The organism is Halobacillus locisalis (genome assembly GCF_013694105.1).
GTDB lineage: Bacteria > Bacillota > Bacilli > Bacillales > Halobacillaceae > Halobacillus > Halobacillus locisalis.
The window spans coordinates 126,564-147,324 of record NZ_JACEFG010000004.1; the positions used below are offsets into that span (position 1 = coordinate 126,564).

Sequence of the window (20,761 nt, forward strand, 5' to 3'; positions counted from 1 at the left end):
TGATCGAGAACATGGAATTGCAAAAAACTTGCATACTTTCTTAGAGTGTGGGGTATCGTAGAATATGCAAGGAATTGAAACGTTTTCGAGATGGATTTCGTAAAGAGGATAGTCGAAACGAATAGGTGTGGTTTCGAGCCAAATCTTGATCATAATACTGAGGTGAAAACATGAAAAGCCTAGACCAGATTGTCGATTACTTGAAGACGCTGGGAGTAGAAGTAGAGAAGGTTTACAAAACACCAAAGGAAGAGACCAGGTAAGGACCGGCACATAGCTTATCATTGATCCCGTCCATAAAACATGAATATCAAAGGTGTGTTTCGAAGAGAGGCATGCCTTTTTTGTTATATAAAAGTATGAGGTGATCGGATGAGTGAGCGCAGATTGATTGAAATCGTGGATCAGCATGAAGACCTTCAACGACTATTTGAAGCCGCTGATCCATTGTTCGATGATTATTACATAGCAGCAGGATGCATCACCCAAACGGTCTGGAACAACCTTCACGGATACGATTCAACGTACGGGATTAAAGATGCTGATATCGTCTACTTTCATAATGGTTCTGGTACGACTTTAGATGAAGAAAAGGAATTAGAATCGAAGCTTGAGCAAAAGCTGAAGGACTTCCCTTTCGAAATCGATGTGAAAAATGAAGCCCTCGTCCATCTTTGGTATGAGAAAAAATTCAGCCAATCTATAGAGCCGTATATGTCCTTAGAAGATGCCATCGATACGTGGCCTACAACGGCCTCAGCTATCGGTGTTAAGAAGGTGGGCGGCAGGTACGAATGTTACGCGCCCTTCGGTTTGGACGATTTATTCTCGCTCATTGTCCGGCCGAATAAGCGTTTAGTAACAGAAGAGGTGTATCGTTCTAAAGCAGAACGCTGGAAGGAAAAGTGGCCTCAATTGACCATCGTTCCTTGGTGAGAATTTAAGTTTTGATTGGAAATTTTCTTCGATTCATTTTACTATAAAAGTATTCATTCCACTTAAAAGGGGATCAATCATAATGGATTATTATACATTTGATAAATTAGAAGAAATCCAGCAAAACGAATTCATAAAAGCAGCTATTGATCGTGTAGGGGCGGGAGTGGTGATTACGGACCCTGAGCAAGAGGATAATCCGATGATCTATTGCAACCAAGGGTTCAAAGATTTAACCGGATATGAGTCGCACGAGATTTTGGGGAGGAATTGCCGATTTCTTCAAGGGGAAGAGACCACTCCAGCATCTGTGAAGAAATTGAAAAAAGGGATAGAGGATCAGGAAGTAACGTATGTAGAAATTAAAAACTACAAAAAAGACGGAACACCTTTTTGGAACGAACTTCAAATCTACCCTGTCTATGTTGAGCAGATGGGACAAATGTATTTTGTAGGCGTGCAAAAGGATGTCACGAAACGTCGAGAGCAGGAAGAATTGATCGGGCATTACCTTTCTGAAGTCAAACGATTATCCACACCGATTGTACCAGTGGAAGAAGGGATATCGGTATTGCCTTTAGTGGGAACTCTTGATGACGATCGTCTGCAGCAAATGCTTGAGAATGTCAGTCATCATGTTATGGAATCGAAAGACGATTACTTGATTATGGACTTGTCAGCCGTCCATTCCTATAATGAAGGGGTACATATGGGGATTTATCAAATGAACCAACTACTGGATTTGATGGGGACTACTCTGGTCATCACAGGAATTAAGCCATCATTTGCAATAGAAAGCACTCCGTTTGCTGATTTCACAGATTTATCTTTACAAACTTACGCTTCCGTTAAACAAGCGCTACAATCGATTCGTAAGTAACTTGAGAAGCCCGATTTCATCAGAGGATGGAGTCGGGCTTTTACATAGGATGAAAAAGGGAATACTTTTGTTAAGAAAGTGAGCGGGTCACTAGAATAAAGCCGACTAATTTTGTATGATTTAGATAAACATCAACGTAGGAGTGGAAACCGATGCATTCAATTCTCGAGACTTGGATCAAGAATGAACGGCAACAACAGCTTTTTGATAAAGCAACTCGTATAGCGGCAGAAGCAAAGAAGCACGTAGAGACCACGGATCGTAAGGCGGATTTCTCACCGGATACATTGAAGGTGATTAAAGAAGAATCCTACCCCTCGCTCGCTTTAGCTAAGAAAGATGGTGGAGAAGATCTATCGCTTTATGAATTCTTGTTGTTACAAGAGAAGATTGCAGAAGGAGACGGTGCGGTCGCGTTATCGATCGGCTGGCACGTCGGCGTCATGATGGAGTTAACTGACGATCAATTGTGGGATCCACAAACTTTTCAAAAACTGGCGAAAGAAGTGGCGGATGAACAGAAAGTCGTGAATCGGATGGCAACGGAACCGGCAACCGGAAGTCCGACAAGAGGAGGTGTTCCGGAGACGAAAGCAGTCCGGGATGGAGGTCAGTACATTGTCTCAGGAAGGAAAACTTTTGCGTCGATGGTCGATCACCTGGATTACTACATCGTTTCCGCCTATGTCGAAGACCTCGATCAAGTAGGGTGGTTCTTAATTGACCGGCACCAGCCAGGCATTTCTGTTGACTATACATGGGATACACTAGGGATGAGGGGCACGGGAAGTCATGACCTTGTGTTAGACCGTGTAGTCTTACATGAAACAGATTTAGTCGAAATAAAGGGAGAAGGCAAGTCCTCTGCCAAAGGGTGGCTCTTGCATATCCCGGCTTGTTATCTTGGCATAGCCGTTGCAGCAAGAAATGACGCGATCGAGTTTGCCAAGAATTTTCAGCCGAACAGTTTGGATACTACGATCTCGGAAGTGTCCCATATCCAAGATAAAATCGGTCAGATGGAATGGAAGCTGATGCAGGCTCATTCCTACTTATATAGTGTCGCAAGGAAGTGGGATGAAGAGCCTGAGAATCGTGACCAGATCGGTCCCGAATTAGCTGCGGTCAAATTAGCCGTTACGAATGCGGCCAATGAAGTCGTCGATTTAGCTATGCGGATTGCTGGAGGCCGAGGGCTTTCCAAGCATAATCCGTTTGAAAAATATTACCGTGACGTGCGCGCCGGGTTGCATAACCCGCCGATGGATGACGCGGTAGTCAGTATGTTAGCGAAGCGAGCGTTGCAATAAGAAATGTCCGTTCCACAATGTGGAGCGGACATGCAGGCTGCCTGCAGAAGTCTGTGCAGAGGTTCTGTTTTTATATAAGAATACCGTGGGATGGAAAACGACTCGCTTTCCTGCCGGTAACCGGCAATCCTCCTCGTTCGTTGACACTCTCTGTGGGGTCTCGCCTAGGTCCTTCTCCCGCGGGAGTCTCCCCGTTTTCCATCCCACTATGCTACAAATAGTGGGAACAGAACCTTGCCAAACATTGTGCGTTTATTCGTAGCAGCCCTCTTTGTAGGGGATTTCAAGAGGTTCACACTTCCTCTCGCAAGGTGGCGTGGAAACGGCGACACTCCTGCAGGACCCTGGGGCTTGGGTTGAGATCCCGCAGAGCGCGAAGCGGCCAGAGAAGCTCACCGCCGCCTGCGGAAAGGGAGTCGTTTCCACGCCGCCGGTCCCTTCTCAACATGGAAGAACCGAAAGTAGCTTCTCAACATACTGTATGTCCGTTTCACATATTGGAGCGGACATTTTTTGGGTTTAAGTTCCCTTTTAGGAACCACCATAAAAAAGTGGATTCTCCCAATAGAGAATCCACTCTGTATTTATTGTTCGGCTAACAAGTCTGCATAAGCTTTTGCATAAGGCGGCAAATCTGGTGGTCTGCGTGCAGACACGATGTGCTCATCGGTCACAACCGCTTCGTCAACCCAAGTTGCGCCTGCGTTCATCATGTCATCTTTGATGCCTGGTGTACTTGTGACTTTTCTGCCTTTCAGGATGTCTGCAGAAATGAGAACCCAGCCCGCATGGCAGATTTGGCCAATCGGCTTGCGGTGCTCATCCATATGTTTCACCATCTCCATCACTTTGTCGTAACGACGAAGTTTATCTGGTGACCAACCACCTGGGACAAGAATCCCGTCATAATCAGCTGGATTCACATCGTCAAAGGCTAAATCGGCTGTAGCGGGCACCCCATATTTCCCGGGGTACTCTTCTCCGGCTTTTTCACCAACGAGATGCACCGTTGCTCCTTCTTCTTGCAAACGAAGCAGAGGGTACCATAACTCTAAGTCTTCGAAGTCTTTACTCACGAGGGCAATGGCTTTCTTTCCTTCTAAACGCATAAACAACCTCCTTTAAATGTGGTAAGAATACTACTAGCTTCCTATTTCAACCCTGATTGTGGCTCCCAGGGCGCTTGCGCTTTTCATTGTCTAGCTCCAGCGCCCAGACACTCCTGACATAAGCAATCCGTCTTGCGGAAGGAAAATCCGCCTTCCTCCAGCCGTTTTGCTTATGCGTGTCGTGTCTCCCGGGACGCTTGCGCTTTTCTTATAGTTTATCAAATCTTCAGGTTTCGTTCGAATCTTTCGATACAGCGAGAACCCACCAGATCAGTAGCGGTTGGAAAAGGATCCGAATCCATAGCGCTGTTTGGTTCGTTTCTTCGCTCCAAGGTGCGGGAATACCATAAATAGCTGCATAAAAATTGGCTGGAACGACTAGAAGTAAGAATAAAGCTGTGGCTATACCTGCTGCTCGTCTCGTTTGCGGGAAAATAAGAAGTAGAGCTAGCAACCACTCCATAATGCCTGACACATAGACGATTTCAAGCTTTAACGGTACCCAGGAAGGAAGCATGGCTGCAAAACCGTGGTCATAAATAAAGTGTGTGACGCCTGCAAAAAAGAAAGCCGCTGCGAATACGTATAGTCCAATCCTTTTTAGTAACATCATTACCTGCACGTCCTCTCTTCATAGTGAAACGTATGTAGGTTGTCATCCGTATAAAGACTACATCTCTATTGTAAATGAAAAGAAACGGTAGGTGCTACTAATGTGGGTAAGGTATAATAGGGATAAGGTTTGGCATAGATTGATTGAAGTGTTAAAACTACCATCATGGTAAGGGGTCGAACAGTTATGAAAAAATGGGTAAATGTCGTTACAGTCTTTTTCGTTTTGTTTAGTTTGATTCTTCCGAGTGCAAGTTTTGCCTCGACGGGAGATCAAGGGATTAATGAAAAACTTGGATTGCCAATCGTCGTTTACGGAGCAGCTTTGACAGATACGCAAAAAACGGATGTGGCTGAGCTGTTAGAAGTGGATCAACATGATCAGGTCGATGAATTTACAGTCAATGGACAGGATCTCGCCAATTATATCGGTGGGAATCCGAATTCGAACATGTATTCATCAGTGAAAATCATACATCAAGATAACGGACAAGGTTTAGCGATTGATATCGTGACACCTGAAAATATTACACAAGTATCGAAAGAAATGTACACGAATGCACTATTAACAGCAGGTGTCGAGAATGCCGACGTCCTTGTGGCGTCATCTGTCAAAGTAAGTGGTCATTCTGCGCTCACTGGAATCTACAAAGCGTACGATGCTAAAGGGGTCAAGCTTGACGAAGGACGCATGAAAGTGGCGAGCGATGAATTGGATATCGCGACCGATATTGCCGAAGAACAAGGAATCGACCAAGCGAAGATCAGTGAACTGCTGACGGAAATCAAAAAAGCGATTGCTGAGCAAGACCCAGCAACGAGAGAAGAAATTGAACAAATCGTTCAAGATCAGTTGCAATCCTTGAACATTGAATTAAGTCCAGAGGACCGCCAACGTCTGATTGATTTATTCGAACAGATGCGGAATCTGAATATCGATTTTGATCAAGTCCGAAATCAGTTGAATGATTTAACGGGAAGTTTGCAGGACCTAATCAACGATGATGGGTTCTGGAACAGTGTAACAAATGGCGTGCGGGATTTCTTCCGTTCTCTGTCTAATTTCATCAATTCATTACTCAATTAAAAAAATCCTCTGAGCTGATCACTGCTCAGAGGATTTTTTCATTCAGAAGCGGCTTTGGCGTCTTCGACAATTTGCTCGTAAGGAACATCTTGTGAACCATTGTACTTCTGTAATACCGTCCCATCTTCACCGACTAAATAAAAGGAAGCCCCGTGAATGACTTGGTCATTGCCTTCGATCTTATCAGCTTGTGTCTTGAAGCTTTCTTTCGCAAATTCAGCAATCGTTTCTTGGTCATACCCTGTAACGAAGTGCCAGTTGCTCGTATCGGCTCCATATTTTCCACCGAATTCAGCTAATTTCTCCGGAGTATCTACCGTAGGATCCACGCTGAAGGATACAATTTCAGTATCCACGTTCTCCTCTTTCAAACCTTCTTGAATCTTCGTCATATTGCGGGTCATAGGTGGACAAACGGTATCGCAGGAAGTGAAAATGAAATCAGCGATCCATACTTTTCCTTCCACATCATCAGTAGAGAACGATTCGCCGTCCTGGTTTGTTGCCTCTAACGTCCCGACTTCCCAACCTAATGTATTTTCAATAGCTTCATCCGATTGTCCATTGTTGCTTGATCCGCAGGCCGTAAGAAGAGTGGCCGACAAAAGAAGTAATCCGATCGTGAGGATTCTTTTCATAATGTTCCCCTTTCTGGAAAGAGCATTCTTCTTCAGTTTACGACTGCTGAAAACGGGCTGTCAACGCTAGGGGGATTTGTTGCGTAAATCGACAAACATTGGTATATATTTTCGAGCACGAACCTGACTGAATTTATGCGTGATATCCTTGATCATGAACCTGTAAGATTTGTATAAATGAGGCTCTTTTGCAGACGCTAATAAGAACGATTAAGAGCGAGGGATGCATATGCCTTATTATACAAATGACAAAGGAAAACAATTATTTTACGAAGATAGAGGAAGCGGAGAGGCGTTTGTCTGGATCCATCCTCCAGGGATGGGGAGGAAGGTGTTCAGGCAGCAACATGATCTGGTGAAAAGCTATCGTATGATTTTTCCGGACTTAAGTGGAAATGGTGATTCTGAAACGGTAACTAGAGCCCCGGATATCAGCTTTTATGCTCGTGAAATCATCGATTTGTTAGATCATTTAAAACTAGACAAAGCCATCATCGCAGGGTATTCCTGCGGAGGGATGGTTGCTCAAGAAACCGCATTGACCTTTCCAGATCGAGTGAAGGGGCTGATTTTAGCTGGAGGATTTCCGAAAGTCGTGACAGGGATGCTCCATTTTGAATTTGAAGTCGGGATGAGGTGGGTGCAGAAGAGTACGGAAACACTCGCCAAGCTGCTTAGCCATTCCCATTTCCGTCGGGCCGATATTAAAAGGGAATTAAGTGAACATATGGCAAAGTCTGATCCAGACGTATGGTATGAGTACTATAACCGAGGGCATCATTATGACTGTAGCCGGCGACTTGACCAATTGAAAGCACCGCTACTACTTGTTTATGGAGCTAAGGAGTTTTGGATCAATCATCACTCGTTTTACTATCGTCAATGTCCAGATGTTACGCTTGGGGTTATTGAGAGGGCGTACCACCAGATCCCGGCTACTCATTGGCCTCAATTCCATGAGATGATTGAGCGGTTTGTCGTAGAAAAACGACTCGTGTAAGAAATTACAGGTGTCTGTTTCTGGATAAAGAAATTAAGCGAGTGATTGTTGATTCACGACTGTTTTAATAGTTAGAACTCTAATAAAGTGGTCGGAGAACCTTTATCTCTGCAGTTTTGTAATTAGTTTTTGCTATGAAGTGATTAGATAATCTTTCTCTCAAGTCTTTTTTGATTCATATGAAGTCAAAACAGTTGAGAAGAGGACTTTCTCCACCATTTTACGTGGTGAAGCTTATCACAGCAGTACACGTATTCAACAAACAAAAAAGCAGAGGGTACTCCCTCTGCTTACTCTGACTGTGTATCTATAGTAAAGGTTTGGTCGATTTTATTGGCTACAACGACTTCATTGAACGTAACGGTTACGCTTGATGCACCATCTAAAAGAGAATCTGGAATGTCCAGGCGAGACGTTCTTTCTGACCCGCCTGTCCCCACGAATCCATCATTGCCGTTATCGGTAACAACGCTTATGTGATCGGTTTGATCTGGGGGTGTCTGTCCGTTGAAAATGGTAGTGCCGACTAGCTTCTCTTTTTGGCCGGCATCTTTTGGTGTGTACCTAAGAGATAAGGTGAGGCCGTGATTCTTATGATAGTTCATATCCTGTAAGTACACATTCGTTTCGTATTTCTCGGCTACTTTCTTCGTCAATTCCTTATTCACATGGTCCGTTCCTTCAAGCTCGGGCAGCTCGAAAGTGAACGAATAGGGATTCTCTTTAATCAAATGAACGTTTCGAATATCTAAGGACAACTTGTCCGGGATTTCTGTGGATGACTCATTCAATGGACCGAAAAAGGCACGATACATATTTTCTTCCCCGTCGATCTTTTGTAAACGAGGGCTGAATGGAACCTCTTGATCATCGCTTATCACTCGTCCTTCGAGCGTATGGTTAAATAGGTTGTTATCATCCTTGATTCTCATCTTTATATAATTGGTGGAGACACTCATCACCAATTCTGTTGGTTCGATAGTCAATCCGTTGTCTGAATAAGACCCGGAGAACGGTAGAGTGGCAATTGTTTGTTTGTCTGGATCATAAGAGTACGGGACTGGGATCGCCTCGGTCTCGATCGTTTCCCCGTTTATACGGAAGCGGATCGATGTTTTTGCCGTTCCTTGAAAGGATTCCGGCATTTGAGAGAAACTCATATAGGGGTCATCCATCCCTTCTTTCATGATCGGCATAGAATGGATGATGCCATATAATCGGTTCTCAAAGATGACCGCTTCATTATGCCTGAGTGAGCTGAAAGCGTGAAGGGTTTGAGATTGTATGTCGCCGGTTTCTTCAATCTTCAGTTGATCGACTTGTGGTGGATCATTCAAGTAATGATTAGTGTCGCCTTCTTCTTCAACAAGCAGGGAGAGGTCGATACTGTATAAGTAAAAGATTTGTTGACCGCTATGCCACACTTCATTGATTTGGACACGGCCTTCTTTATCAGGGACCGTCATCGATTGCCCGGGAGAGGTCATCAGCTCTCGTTCTCTGATTTGATCAATTTTCGGTATTTGCCGTCTATAGAAATCATTCAATTCCTCTTTTGTTTCGACTTCAGCCCATTCTATCGGCAGCTTGTCTTGATCGACAGCTTTCGCTTTTCGTTGTGGTTCTTGTTCAGATGTCAGCCTTTCTCCTTCGCCTGAAGTCGTGACATATGCACCGATTCCAAAAACAAGAAGTACGGCGATGATGATTATGGCCTTTTGTTTGTTGGCTTGCTTCTTCATAGTTCATTCCTTTCTTCACGTAAGATTTTGTCATTCTTATGATGGATATGTAATGATGTGCGTGATTTAATATTGACTTAAAAATTTTTAAAAAAACGACAATCTACCCATGAACGTATTCTTCATTATCATAACAGAATTTTCTGGTAAATCGTGATCAATGAAGGAAAAAGGCGTAAAAAAAGAGCTGTACACCAAAGTCGGTGTACAGCTCTATTTCTCTTCTTCATCCAAGTAGTGATTCAGCATAGCGTCACTCTCGGATTGTTCATCGACAGGGTCCACTTCTCGTGGAGTGAAGGATTTGTTGTAGGTTAGGGAATGACTGAAAACTTGAGCGAAATCGCTCGGGGGAGTGATCTTTCCTTTTCTGGCCATCGTCTTGCCTCCTTATGGATGTTGTCTCTAATAGTATTCCTGTTTATAGAGGTATCATAAACATGTAGATAACATTTATGCATCAGAAATCGATTCTCAGCACCCAATAAAAAATTTGACTAAATAGAGCATATTTCTTGATTCTTATCGAAATTTTCCGATATTTATTAAAGGTGGTTTTAAATTCAGAGTGGTAGGTGAGAGGAATGGCTCAGATAATCGATCATCCTTGGAAAACTCTCAAGCAGCTTTCCATACCTATGTGGTTCTTTGATCAAAAGGATCAGAACATCTATTTTAACGATGTGTTAAGACGTGATTTGGGCGTTGAAGAACGGATTATAAATCAGCAAGGTCTGAAAGGTCTCCTCCATAATGAAGATATCGACACGCTGAAGGCAGTCATTGCGGAAGGGAAGCAAGAACAGACGTTTCATTTGAGTTATCGTTTGAAAAGGTGGTCAGGCTATCGCTGGGCAAAAGATGTGGTGACCCCTTATTATGCAGAAGACGGGGAGTTCCTCGGTTACAGCGGATTGTCTGTCTCCGCTTCCTCTTGCCGTGATGAACTCGAGCAACTAAAGAATTCGATTACTGAAATTGGAGAAGCGTTCTCGACATCTAACGGGCAATCTTTTTTCAATTTTTTCGTCCGCTATTTAGCTAAGGCATTACGCGTAAGCACGGTGGTGGTAGGAGAGGTTTCGGGAGAAGATAGAAATGTGATCACAACCATTTCTATGTATCAGAATGGGCAAATTACATCGGGTTTTGAATACAGTTTGGAGCATACACCTTGTGAGGGTGTCATTCAGACGAATGAGTGCTTTTATCCGAAAGATGTACAAGCGCGATTCCCTGAAGATGACTTTCTTCAGAGGCATGATATCGAGAGTTATTTCGGAAAAACGCTGTTAAACTCGAATGGTGATGTGATTGGCATCATTGCTATTATGGATGACCAACCCTTGATCAATGGTCCGTTGAGCAGGGCGATTTTTCAAATTTTAGCTGATCGAATCGAGCATGAGTTAGTGAAAATGAAGACCGAAAGTCAATTGCGTAAGCTCTCTCAATTTGATTCATTGACAGGGTTGATCCAGCGAGATTATTTTTCTGAGCTTGTCAAAAAAGAGTTTGAGATTGCCGGAAATAATGGAACGAAGTTGGGGCTTCTCATCATCGATTTGGATAACTTTAAAATGATCAATGACTCCTGGGGGCACGAAAAAGGTGATGAGCTATTGCGTCAGTTTGCGCGGCACTTGAACCAAATCTTTGCTAGGAGAAATTGTGTCATCTCAAGGGTAAGCAGCGATGAGTTCGTTGTTCTTCTCAAAGAAGCAACTGAAGTAGATGACGTGTGCGATATGGCAGATCATGTGATTCAATCGATGAAGCGGCCGTTCACCATTGACCAACGGGAATACTATACAACAGTGAGTGTCGGTGTCAGTTTCTTTCCTTATGATGGCAAGGAAGAAGGGGCGATGTTACGCTATGCACATGCCGCGATGCATAAAGCGAAGCGTAATGGAAAGAATCGGTATGAGTTGTATGATTCTAATATGAGCAAGGAAATCCGTGAAGAGATGGTTCTGAAACAAGCCTTGCACCACGCACTTGATAAACAAGAGTTCGTCTTGCATTATCAACCGCAAATTTGTGGACGGTCCTCTGAAGTGATTGGCTATGAGGCATTAATTCGTTGGAATCACCCGACATATGGATTGCTGTCCCCGCACTACTTTATCGGTCTTGCCGAAGAGAGTGGGATGATTACTCAACTGGGAGAATGGGTGTTGCAAGAGGCGTGTGATCAAATTAAAGAATGGCAACAAAAATATGAACGACTTGATTTGAAGGTTTCAGTGAATTTATCAGCTAAACAATTTGTCGATCGTTATCTACCAGACAAAGTGTTTGCTGCGCTGAAGCAATCGGACTTATCTCCAGAGAGCTTGATTGTCGAAATTACGGAAACGATGGTGCTACAGGATTTCGATCGTAGTATCGAGACATTAGAAAAGCTGAGGGCAGGAGGAATCAAGGTTCACCTTGATGATTTCGGGGTCGGATTTTCCTCTTTGAGTTACTTGAGCCGACTGCCGGTAGATGCCATCAAGATTGATCGTTCGTTTATCAATCAAATCGATGCGGGTGAAAACGATGTCGCCATTGTCAGTGCTATCATTGCCATGGCCAAAAGCCTAAGCCTTCAGATTATAGCAGAAGGTGTGGAAAAAGAAGCACATATCCGCTATTTGAAACAAAAAGGATGTTACGAATATCAAGGCTACTATTTTAGTAAGCCGACCCCTGCTGAAAGCGTGAGCCTATAGGTTCACGCTTCTTTTCTCAGAGGGCACGAAGAACCTAAAGTAACTTTATCAATAAGGAGGTGGGAATAGTGGAAGAGTGGTTGATGACTTTCAATGAGAATGAAGAGCCATTACAACCTAAAGGACGCTCCCTTGTCCACCGGGATGGAGATTGGCACGAAACCTTCCATTGCTGGTTTTATGAAGTGAGTGAGAAGGGCACATTCTTATATTTTCAGAAACGCGCAGAAGACAAAGCCGACTTTCCTAAACTGTTTGACATTACGGCTGCCGGACATATTGAAGTAGGTGAGAAGGTAATGGATGCGGGGGTTCGTGAAATTGAAGAAGAAGTCGGGTTATCCATCGATCATGATCAAATGGAAACGCTTGGGACATACAAAGAGGAATTGCTTTTTGAAGACCTAAAGGACCGAGAAATATGTCGCGTGTTTCTCTATCGTATCGATCAGTCAGGTTCACTGCAGGTGAGCAGTGAGGTGTCGGACATCATCAGAGTTCGTCTGGTCGATGTCCCTTTTCTGAAGAACGATCCCGTAAAGTACCAGTCTGTCATCACGGGAGAAGAAGGAGACATGACCTTTCAGGATGTCGTCCCTCATTCATGGGGGTATATTCAATTCATCATTCAACACGTTATGGAAAAAGTCGAAAAACTTTGACAAGGGTGCAGAGTCTCTATATAATCTTGCCATAACTGGACAGCTAGAGGAGGAAAAATATGAGTCATTCATCATTTGAAACAAAGGTGGTTCATCAGAAATTTGACCAAAAACAAGTACAAAATAGTAAAAATACACCGATCTATCAATCGACCGCGTTCACGTTCAAGGATCTAGATCATCTTGAAAGCTATTATGAAGGTGGTAGTCCTTACTTATATTCTAGAGAACGAAATCCCAATACAGACGAGCTGAGCCAAACCATTGCTCAGTTAGAAGAAGCAGAAGCAGGTGTCGCGACTTCTTCAGGAATGTCTGCCATATTAGCAGGGATCCTGGCTGTTGCGTCTCCAGGAGATCATATTGTAGCAGCGGATGATGTTTATGGTGGCACACATAAATTGCTCAATTCAGAACTGAAAACGTTCGGCATTGAAGTGACGATGGTCCCATTTGCAGACATAGACAAGGTGAAGAACGAAATTAAGAGCAATACGACCTTGCTTTATACGGAATCCGTGTCCAATCCGTTCCTCAGAGTGGAAGACCTAGGTGCGCTTGTATCCCTAGCGAAAGACAACGGATTATATACGATGGTGGATAATACATTCGCCACACCTTATTTGTTACAACCTTTTACAAAGGGGATTGATCTTGTCGTACATAGTGCTACGAAGTATATAGGCGGTCATAGTGACGTAACATCCGGTGTACTTGTAGGGGGAGGAGAACTCATCCAAAAAGCTACGCAAAAAGTAGTGACTTTAGGAGCCAACTTGAGTCCATTTGAAGCTTGGCTGACCCAACGTGGCGCAAAGACGCTTGCTTTACGAATGAAACAGCAGTCTCATAATGCGAAAGAATTAGCGCGTGCTTTGGAGTCCAATGATCATGTGCATCATGTCTATTATCCGGAGTTTGTTTCAGAACGTGGGAACGGTGCGATTGTGACGATTGAATTATCAGAGCGTGTACAAGTTGAGACTTTCTTCAAATCTTTAGGTTGGATCAAAATTGCCCCTACACTGGCTGGTGTCGAAACGACAGTGTCTTATCCAGTGCGGACCTCTCATCGTGCCCTTTCTGATCAAGAACGCGAAAACATAGGCATCAACGATTATGTCATACGTTTATCCATTGGTATTGAAGAAGCTTCGGACATTATCGAGCAGTTCCAAGCAGCGATTTCGCAATCAGTAAATTAAATATTCTAAAAATTATTGACATTCAGTCATCTTGTGTTTTATAATTCTCATCATAGTTAATTAAATAAGGATCTCTTATCAAGAGTGGCAGAGGGAATAGGCCCTGCGAAGCCCGGCAACCTTCAAACATCGGTTTGAAAAGGTGCTAAATCCTACAGATCAGCATGACTGATCTGGAAGATAAGAGGAGGATTGTGTATTTCAAGCCCCTCTTCTTATCAAAGAAGAGGGGCTTTTTGTTGTTATTGTCACGGATATTGATAAGAACCATCCATTTTAGGAGGACGATGAAATGAGTAAACAAGTAGAGAGTTATGATGTAGACACGATTTCGCTACACGGGGGACAGTCACCTGATCCGACGACGGGATCACGAGCGGTTCCGATTTATCAAACGACATCTTATGTGTTCCAAGACACGGATCACGCACAAAGTTTATTTGCTCTAGACGAACCCGGAAACATTTATTCGCGAATCGGAAACCCGACGGTGGATGTATTTGAGAAAAGGATGGCCCTTCTAGAAGGGGGCGTAGCTTCTGTAGCCACTGCATCTGGCATGTCAGCGATTGCCTTATCGATTATGAATATTGCAGGAGCAGGCGATGAAGTCGTTGCCGCGGCTAACCTTTACGGCGGCACGTATAATTTATTCGCAAACACTTTACCGCGATATGGCATTAAAGTCAGATTTGTTGATCCAAAAGATCCTGAAAATTTCAGAACAGCCATTACGGATCAAACAAAAGCCGTGTTTGCTGAAACAATCGGGAATCCGAGCCTTCATGTGTTGGATATTGAAAAAGTGGCTGAAGTCGCTCACGACAACGATATTCCACTCATTATCGATAACACCTTCGCCACACCGTACTCCTGTAAGCCGATTGAATCAGGGGCTGATATAGTCGTCCACTCTGCGACAAAATGGATCGGAGGACATGGAACAACAGTCGGCGGTGTAGTGGTCGACGGTGGGCGATTCGACTGGAACAATGAAAAATTCCCCGTTTTCACAGAACCGGATGAAAGCTACAACGGAATTGTCTATACAGCAGACTTCGGAACACTTGCTTTCATCACCAAATTACGTGTGCAGCTTTTACGTGACTTTGGGTCCTGTCTGAGTCCGCAGAACGCTTTTCTCCTTCTTCAAGGATTAGAAACACTGCACTTGCGCGTGGATCGCCATAGTGACAATGCTCAGGAAATTGCAGAGTACTTACAAGGTCATCCGGACGTCGAGTGGGTCTCTTATCCAGGATTGAAAGATCATCCAGCTCATGAGTTGGCGCAAAAATACCTTGAAGGCGGTTATGGATCAATCGTGAACTTCGGGATTAAGGGCGGACGCGAAGCCGGCCGCACAATCATTGACAATATTGCTTTATGGTCTCACGTAGCCAATGTTGGGGATGCGAAGTCACTGATCATCCACCCAGCATCCACGACGCATCAGCAGTTGTCCATCGAAGATTTGGCTGCAAGCGGTGTAACGGAAGAATTGATCCGACTATCCGTAGGCTTAGAGTCAGCGAAGGACTTGATTCATGACTTAGACCGGGCAATCGCAACGGCAACGGGAAAAGAGTCAAACCGTGGGATAACGGAAAATGATGAAGGGGTAATCAAATGGGCACTCCAGTCACCGCACTTGGAAGAAGAGGTCGACGGAGAGACCGTCAAACGTGCGAAACGGTTAGCGGTTGTCGGCTTAAGTGGAAAGCCATCACGACCGAGTCATCGATTGGCAAGGAAAATGCAACGTCTCGGCTATCAAATCGTGCCTGTCAATCCGCGGGAAACGGAAGTGCTGGGAGAGACCGCTTATCCTGATCTGAAATCGGTTCCGTTCGACATCGACGTCGTCCAAGTGTTCAGAAGCCCGGAAGCGGCCATTGAAATTGCCAAGGAAGCAGCGGATGTTCGTCCGAAGGTATTTTGGCTGCAAGAAGGCGTGATTGCACCGAAAGCAGCAGAAATTGCGAGTGACGCAGGGCTCGAGGTCGTGCATAACCGTTGTACGTATAAGGAAGCTCAAAGGCTTCGCGGCACGATCGATACGTATGCTTGTGATATCTAAAAATAGAATCCGTTAAGAGTAGGGGGGCGTAACTTTAAAAAGGGAAGCGGTGGTTTTGAAACAACTCTTTTTCCTCCGGGGGAACGGGCGAACCCCCTCGTTCGTTCCAATCTGGGTGGGGTCATACCCTGTTCCTTCTTCCGTGGGAGTATCATTGTTTCAAATCCACCCCTCATATTAAATATGAGCGAACCCACATCATGGACAGTATATACTTTGATTCTCAATCTAACCCCGTCAGATTTTCACCAAAGTTCTACGTTATAAGATATTTCAGCTCAATAAAACTAAAAGAATATCATAATTAAATGTGAATAGTTTCACATAAAAGGAGCGGATGTAATGAAAAAACGATCGTGGTTCATCTTTACACTGGTTGTGCTTGGACTGATTCTGGCTGGATGTTCAGGAAGTGCTGAAGGGGAGCAGACACCAAGTAAAGTGACGCTCGACTATGCGTACTACTCTCCGACTAGTCTTGTTTTGAAGGAAAAAGGTTGGGCAGAGGAAGCGTTTGAAAATCTTGGTATCGACGTTGAATTTGTCCTCAGTCAAGGGAGTAACAAGGCGCTTGAGTTTCTGAATTCCAGCAGTGTCGACTTTGGATCGACAGCTGGTGCGGCGGCATTGATGGCCAAAGCGAATAACGCGCCTGTAGAAACTGTTTACTTATATTCGAAGCCGGAATGGACAGCGCTCGTAACCAATGCTGACTCTGACATCTCGTCTGTTGAAGATTTGAAAGGGAAAAAAGTCGCGGCGACACTTGGAACGGATCCATATATTTTCTTAGTTCGGGCCTTAAAGGAACACGGATTATCTCCAAAAGATATTGAGTTAGTCAACCTACAACACGCAGATGGTGGCTCGGCGCTAACATCAGGCAGTGTGGACGCATGGGCTGGCCTTGATCCTCATATGGCGCGTCTGGAGCTTGAATCCGATGCGAATTTATTTTATCGAAATCCTGAATTCAACACATATGGCACATTGAACGTTCGTTCGGAATACGCAGAGAAACATCCTGAAATCGTCAAGACCGTGATTGAAGTGTATGAAAAAGCGAGAAGGTGGACCATTGAGAACCCTGAAGAGGCTGCACAAATCTTAGCAGACGAAGCAGGTATTGATTTAGAAGTTGCCAAGAAAGGACTAGAGCGAAATGATTTCTCGAACCCGGTTCCTGGTAAAGCTCTAAAAGAGACGATTATTGGGGCAGGGAAAGTTTTGCAAGCAGAGGAAATCATTGATGCCGATGTGAACATCGATGACCTGGCTGACGATTTGATTCAACCTGCATTGGCTGAAGAAGTCATCAATCCATAAACAAGGAGGGCGTAATCATGTCTAGTCGTACTGAAGTCGCCGTCACTCCCTCTGTGAAAGAAAAGAAGAAGAAGAGATCGTTTCCATTTTGGAAATCCAACGTGTTTCTTGGAAGTTTAATTCCTATTGCTTTAGTGATTCTCTGGGAACTGTCTTCGCGGATCGGGTGGGTAGCTCCTCATCTTCTCCCGGCTCCAACGACCGTGCTGGAAGAAGTTGTGAGTATGGCGCAGTCAGGAGAGCTGTGGGGACATATATGGATTACCCTTTACCGTGTTCTGGCTGGTTTCCTTGTCGGCACCTCCGTTGCCATCGTCCTTGGTGCCGCAACTGGTTACAGCAAGATAGCGAATCAGTTACTGGATCCGATGCTTCAAGCGTTACGTGCCATTCCCTCACTTGCTTGGGTACCATTATTCATTCTTTGGATCGGTATTGGAGAGACATCAAAAATAACCTTAGTTGCGGTCGGGGTGTTCTTCCCCGTTTACTTGAATCTCACATCCGGTATTCAAGGTGTGGACCGGAAACTGATTGAAGTCGGGCGTATGTATCACTTTTCGAGTGTTCAGTTGATACGGCGGATTATTCTGCCGGCTTCTTTCCCTTCTTTTTTAGTGGGCATAAGAAGCGGATTGAGTCTAGGGTGGATGTTCGTTGTCGCAGCCGAATTGCTCGGCGCAAGTCAAGGGCTTGGGTATTTAATGGTCTTTGGACAAAATACGTCGGCTCCTGAGCTGGTTGTCGGAAGCATCTTGTTATTTGCCATCTTCGGGAAGGTGACAGATGAAGTGTTGAAACGCATTCAAACACGAGCGCTTCGCTGGCAGGACAATATGGAAAATGCGTCATAAGAAAGGGGATTGGTTATGCTAACGGTCGATTGTGTATCACGGATTTTTCAACATGGAAAAGCAGGGTTTCGCCATGTCGACTTTCAGTTAAGTAAAGGGGAGGTTGTCGGTGTTCTAGGAACGAGCGGGTGTGGAAAAAGTACACTCCTCCGTGTTCTAGCTGGGTTGGATCCGAACTACCAAGGGATGATACAGACGTCTGCCGAGAACCCTGATCAAGCTTTTGGGATGATGTTTCAAGAGCCACGTTTGATGCCTTGGCTTAATGTAATCGACAATATTACATTTGGTGCAAAGAGAGCTTCCTCACAACAACAGGCAGAGGAACTGCTTGAAACAGTAGGGCTTGCAGGTTTTGAGAAGCATTTTCCGAAAGATTTGTCTGGAGGTATGGCTCAACGTGTGGCGATTGCCAGGTCGTTGCTCCATCAGCCGGAGATTCTATTATTGGATGAACCCTTTAGTGCCCTTGATGCTTTTACGAAAATGCAGCTACAAGATTTGTTGCTTTCCATTTGGGAGAAGCATGACACGACCACTTTACTTGTAACGCATGATATCGACGAGGCCGTATATTTATGTGATCGGGTGATCATCATGAGGGGACAGCCTGGTCAGGTCGAGTCTGAGATTCACATAGATCGACCGAAACCACGTAAACGTGGGGACGCCCAGTTAGCAGAATTGAAAGAAGAGATTTTGAAAGAACTAGACTTTACCAAAACGTAAGGGGGGATTCAAGAATGAGAGACTCCGTTTTACCACCGCATTCCGGCGGTTCTCATATTCAAAAGGAGTATAAGGAAGGTGAGCCTTTTGATTGGAGAAACGTGCATGACGTTTTTACGTGGAGTAAGAGTGGGCAAGTGAATATGGCTTACGAGTGCATCGATCGCCATGTAAACGCAGGGAAGGGAGCGCACCGGGCTCTCTATTATATAGGAAAAGGAAAGGCGATCACCTACACGTATCATGAACTGCAAAGTGAGGTGAGTCGTTGGGCGAACGTGTTAAGGCGTTATGGGGTCGGCAAAGGGGATTATGTATTTGTTTTCTTACCTAAACATCCATACGGGTATATTGCCATGTTAGCTGCAATTCGAATTGGAGCTGTTGTCGGTCCTTTATTCGAAGCGTTTATGGAGGAAGCTGTGAAGGATCGAATCAACGATTGTGAAGGTAAGTACCTTATCACAGATCAATCCTTCATGGATCGAGTCAATAAAGAAGAGATTCCTAGCCTTCGTCATATATTTACGACGGATTCTGGGAACGATACCACCGAGATTTCGATTGTTGAGGAAGCACGCGTGGAAAGTTCTTTCTCTGAAGTAGAGTGGGTTGATTTAGAAGATGGTTTGAACATTCATTATACGAGTGGATCGACAGGTAAACCGAAAGGAATCATTCACGCTCATCGTAATATGATACAGCAATACCAAACAGGAAGATGGGTATTGGATTTACATGAAAACGACGTCTATTGGTGCACCGCTCACCCTGGATGGGTGACAGGGACCGTGTATGGTGTGTTCGCCCCTTTATTAAATGGTGTTACTGTCGTGATTCATGGGGGGCGTTTCTCCGCAGAGGCATGGTATCAAGTGCTAGAAGAAGCGGGGGTCACCGTTTGGTATAGTGCGCCTACCGCGTTTAGAATGTTGCAAGCAGAGGGGGAAGATTTGCAGAAAAAGTTCGATCTTTCTTCTTTAAGGCACATTCTGAGTGTGGGGGAACCCTTAAATCCCGAGGTGATTTACTGGGCGTATGAAACACTTGGCTTACGAATCCATGATACGTGGTGGATGACAGAGACGGGGGCGCAGTTAATCGCGAACGTACCGACCCGAACTATAAAGCCAGGATCGATGGGACGTCCTATTCCAGGGATTGAAGTATCCATACTTGATGAAGAGGGTAGTCCATTGCCAGCGTTTGAAACTGGTCATCTCGCCATTCGGACTTCTTGGCCATCAATCATGAAGGAAGTGTGGAAGAATAAGCAGAAATTCAACAGCTATTTTCCTTATGGAGAAGACTGGTATATTGCCGGAGATCTCGCCTATCTTGATGAAGATGGCTATGTATTTTTCCAAGGGCGCAGTGACGATATGATCAATTCATCGGGAGAGCGGATCGGTCCTTTCGAAGTGGAGAGTAAGCTGATTGAACACCCTGCAATCAAAGAGGCTGGGGTCATTGGAAAACCGGATGATGTACGGGGAGAAATCGTCAAAGCCTTCGTCACTATCAATCATGGCTATGACTGGGGAGAGGAACTTTTCAAAGAAGTTCGCTTGTTCGTCAAAGATAAATTGGCGGCACACGCAGCCCCGAGAGAAATTGAAGTACTAGAAGAATTACCAAAAACACAAATCAGTGGAAAGCTATTACGTAGAGAATTGAAGAAAAGAGAACAGGAAAGAGCGACGTTCTCATCATAAACGTGACACCTTGCAAGAATGAGGAACATTCTATGTAAGGTGTTTTGTTCATTTCATGTACTACTTTTGATTGCGCTTACATAGATTTTAAGAAATGTCAGTCGTATTACTTTCTATTAAATTAGTGAAATTTATATTTTCTATTGTAAAACCCTG

18 protein-coding genes and 1 riboswitch are annotated in these 20,761 nt (G+C 44.4%); of the genes, 13 read left to right on the forward strand and 5 right to left on the reverse strand.

What is annotated here, in order from left to right; all coding sequences use genetic code 11:
• Nucleotides 1-372 precede the first annotated feature (372 nt).
• The 3 genes from H0266_RS17510 (at nt 373) to H0266_RS17520 (ending at nt 3,126) form a co-directional block, all read left to right on the forward strand.
• Nucleotides 373-936: a nucleotidyltransferase family protein gene (locus tag H0266_RS17510; protein WP_181473744.1), complete on the forward strand. Its 564-nt coding sequence runs from the start codon at nt 373-375 to the stop codon at nt 934-936.
• Between the two features lie 82 nt (nt 937-1,018).
• Nucleotides 1,019-1,816 (forward strand): YtvA family blue-light photoreceptor, encoded by a 798-nt coding sequence (ytvA, locus tag H0266_RS17515; protein WP_181473745.1) that lies wholly within the window; start codon nt 1,019-1,021, stop codon nt 1,814-1,816.
• Nucleotides 1,817-1,968: 152 nt separating this feature from the next.
• Nucleotides 1,969-3,126: an acyl-CoA dehydrogenase family protein gene (locus H0266_RS17520; RefSeq protein ID WP_181473746.1), complete on the forward strand. Its 1,158-nt coding sequence runs from the start codon at nt 1,969-1,971 to the stop codon at nt 3,124-3,126.
• Nucleotides 3,127-3,710: 584 nt separating this feature from the next.
• Here H0266_RS17520 and H0266_RS17525 read toward each other — a convergent pair.
• Together H0266_RS17525 and H0266_RS17530 are read right to left on the reverse strand one after the other, a co-directional pair.
• Nucleotides 3,711-4,235: a type 1 glutamine amidotransferase domain-containing protein gene (locus tag H0266_RS17525; protein WP_181473747.1), complete on the reverse strand. Its 525-nt coding sequence runs from the start codon at nt 4,233-4,235 to the stop codon at nt 3,711-3,713.
• Between the two features lie 226 nt (nt 4,236-4,461).
• Entirely contained in the window at nt 4,462-4,848 is a 387-nt protein-coding gene (locus tag H0266_RS17530; RefSeq protein WP_181473748.1) for a DoxX family protein, read from the reverse strand.
• Nucleotides 4,849-5,034: 186 nt separating this feature from the next.
• On the opposite strand from H0266_RS17530, the gene H0266_RS17535 reads away from it, so the two are divergent.
• Nucleotides 5,035-5,934: a DUF1002 domain-containing protein gene (locus H0266_RS17535; protein ID WP_181473749.1), complete on the forward strand. Its 900-nt coding sequence runs from the start codon at nt 5,035-5,037 to the stop codon at nt 5,932-5,934.
• Between the two features lie 38 nt (nt 5,935-5,972).
• Here the strand turns inward: H0266_RS17535 and H0266_RS17540 are convergent, their stop codons facing one another.
• Nucleotides 5,973-6,572 (reverse strand): SCO family protein, encoded by a 600-nt coding sequence (locus tag H0266_RS17540; protein WP_181473750.1) that lies wholly within the window; start codon nt 6,570-6,572, stop codon nt 5,973-5,975.
• A gap of 229 nt (nt 6,573-6,801) precedes the next feature.
• Here H0266_RS17540 and H0266_RS17545 point away from each other — a divergent pair, with 229 nt between their 5' ends.
• Complete coding sequence (locus H0266_RS17545) at nt 6,802-7,572, forward strand: alpha/beta fold hydrolase (protein WP_181473751.1); 771 nt, start codon at nt 6,802-6,804, stop codon at nt 7,570-7,572.
• 290 nt (nt 7,573-7,862) lie between these two features.
• Here H0266_RS17545 and H0266_RS17550 read toward each other — a convergent pair whose 3' ends face one another.
• Complete coding sequence (locus H0266_RS17550; RefSeq protein WP_181473752.1) at nt 7,863-9,314, reverse strand: hypothetical protein; 1,452 nt, start codon at nt 9,312-9,314, stop codon at nt 7,863-7,865.
• 213 nt (nt 9,315-9,527) lie between these two features.
• Complete coding sequence (locus H0266_RS17555) at nt 9,528-9,692, reverse strand: hypothetical protein (RefSeq protein WP_181473753.1); 165 nt, start codon at nt 9,690-9,692, stop codon at nt 9,528-9,530.
• A 206-nt stretch (nt 9,693-9,898) separates the two neighbouring features.
• Between H0266_RS17555 and H0266_RS17560 the strand changes: the two genes are divergently transcribed.
• From H0266_RS17560 to acsA, 8 genes are all read left to right on the forward strand, one after another.
• Entirely contained in the window at nt 9,899-12,034 is a 2,136-nt protein-coding gene (locus H0266_RS17560; RefSeq protein WP_181473754.1) for a putative bifunctional diguanylate cyclase/phosphodiesterase, read from the forward strand.
• Nucleotides 12,035-12,102: 68 nt separating this feature from the next.
• Complete coding sequence (locus H0266_RS17565; protein WP_181473755.1) at nt 12,103-12,696, forward strand: NUDIX domain-containing protein; 594 nt, start codon at nt 12,103-12,105, stop codon at nt 12,694-12,696.
• Between the two features lie 59 nt (nt 12,697-12,755).
• Nucleotides 12,756-13,901, forward strand: a complete 1,146-nt coding sequence (locus H0266_RS17570) for a trans-sulfuration enzyme family protein (RefSeq protein WP_181473756.1) — start codon at nt 12,756-12,758, stop codon at nt 13,899-13,901.
• A gap of 72 nt (nt 13,902-13,973) precedes the next feature.
• Nucleotides 13,974-14,088, forward strand: a riboswitch (SAM riboswitch).
• Nucleotides 14,089-14,193: 105 nt separating this feature from the next.
• Nucleotides 14,194-15,981 (forward strand): PLP-dependent aspartate aminotransferase family protein, encoded by a 1,788-nt coding sequence (locus H0266_RS17575; protein WP_181473757.1) that lies wholly within the window; start codon nt 14,194-14,196, stop codon nt 15,979-15,981.
• 342 nt (nt 15,982-16,323) lie between these two features.
• Nucleotides 16,324-17,307: an aliphatic sulfonate ABC transporter substrate-binding protein gene (locus H0266_RS17580; protein WP_181473758.1), complete on the forward strand. Its 984-nt coding sequence runs from the start codon at nt 16,324-16,326 to the stop codon at nt 17,305-17,307.
• Nucleotides 17,308-17,324: 17 nt separating this feature from the next.
• Entirely contained in the window at nt 17,325-18,161 is an 837-nt protein-coding gene (locus H0266_RS17585) for an ABC transporter permease (protein ID WP_181473759.1), read from the forward strand.
• 15 nt (nt 18,162-18,176) lie between these two features.
• The gene (locus H0266_RS17590; RefSeq protein ID WP_181473760.1) at nt 18,177-18,890 is read left to right on the forward strand and encodes an ABC transporter ATP-binding protein; all 714 of its coding nucleotides are present in this window, start codon (nt 18,177-18,179) and stop codon (nt 18,888-18,890) included.
• A 14-nt stretch (nt 18,891-18,904) separates the two neighbouring features.
• Nucleotides 18,905-20,605: an acetate--CoA ligase gene (acsA, locus tag H0266_RS17595; protein ID WP_181473761.1), complete on the forward strand. Its 1,701-nt coding sequence runs from the start codon at nt 18,905-18,907 to the stop codon at nt 20,603-20,605.
• Nucleotides 20,606-20,761 lie beyond the last annotated feature (156 nt).

Bases quoted from the DNA above. Each gene is read 5' to 3' on its own strand.
- H0266_RS17570 (WP_181473756.1), top strand. From the start codon at position 12,756: ATGAGTCATTCATCATTTGAAACAAAGGTGGTTCATCAGAAATTTGAC.
- acsA (WP_181473761.1), top strand. From the start codon at position 18,905: ATGAGAGACTCCGTTTTACCACCGCATTCCGGCGGTTCTCATATTCAA.
- H0266_RS17590 (WP_181473760.1), top strand. From the start codon at position 18,177: ATGCTAACGGTCGATTGTGTATCACGGATTTTTCAACATGGAAAAGCA.
- H0266_RS17580 (WP_181473758.1), top strand. From the start codon at position 16,324: ATGAAAAAACGATCGTGGTTCATCTTTACACTGGTTGTGCTTGGACTG.
- H0266_RS17545 (WP_181473751.1), top strand. From the start codon at position 6,802: ATGCCTTATTATACAAATGACAAAGGAAAACAATTATTTTACGAAGAT.
- H0266_RS17535 (WP_181473749.1), top strand. From the start codon at position 5,035: ATGAAAAAATGGGTAAATGTCGTTACAGTCTTTTTCGTTTTGTTTAGT.
- H0266_RS17585 (WP_181473759.1), top strand. From the start codon at position 17,325: ATGTCTAGTCGTACTGAAGTCGCCGTCACTCCCTCTGTGAAAGAAAAG.
- H0266_RS17525 (WP_181473747.1), bottom strand. From the start codon at position 4,235: ATGCGTTTAGAAGGAAAGAAAGCCATTGCCCTCGTGAGTAAAGACTTC.
- H0266_RS17510 (WP_181473744.1), top strand. From the start codon at position 373: ATGAGTGAGCGCAGATTGATTGAAATCGTGGATCAGCATGAAGACCTT.
- H0266_RS17520 (WP_181473746.1), top strand. From the start codon at position 1,969: ATGCATTCAATTCTCGAGACTTGGATCAAGAATGAACGGCAACAACAG.
- H0266_RS17555 (WP_181473753.1), bottom strand. From the start codon at position 9,692: ATGGCCAGAAAAGGAAAGATCACTCCCCCGAGCGATTTCGCTCAAGTT.
- H0266_RS17560 (WP_181473754.1), top strand. From the start codon at position 9,899: ATGGCTCAGATAATCGATCATCCTTGGAAAACTCTCAAGCAGCTTTCC.
- H0266_RS17575 (WP_181473757.1), top strand. From the start codon at position 14,194: ATGAGTAAACAAGTAGAGAGTTATGATGTAGACACGATTTCGCTACAC.
- H0266_RS17540 (WP_181473750.1), bottom strand. From the start codon at position 6,572: ATGAAAAGAATCCTCACGATCGGATTACTTCTTTTGTCGGCCACTCTT.
- ytvA (WP_181473745.1), top strand. From the start codon at position 1,019: ATGGATTATTATACATTTGATAAATTAGAAGAAATCCAGCAAAACGAA.
- H0266_RS17550 (WP_181473752.1), bottom strand. From the start codon at position 9,314: ATGAAGAAGCAAGCCAACAAACAAAAGGCCATAATCATCATCGCCGTA.
- H0266_RS17530 (WP_181473748.1), bottom strand. From the start codon at position 4,848: ATGATGTTACTAAAAAGGATTGGACTATACGTATTCGCAGCGGCTTTC.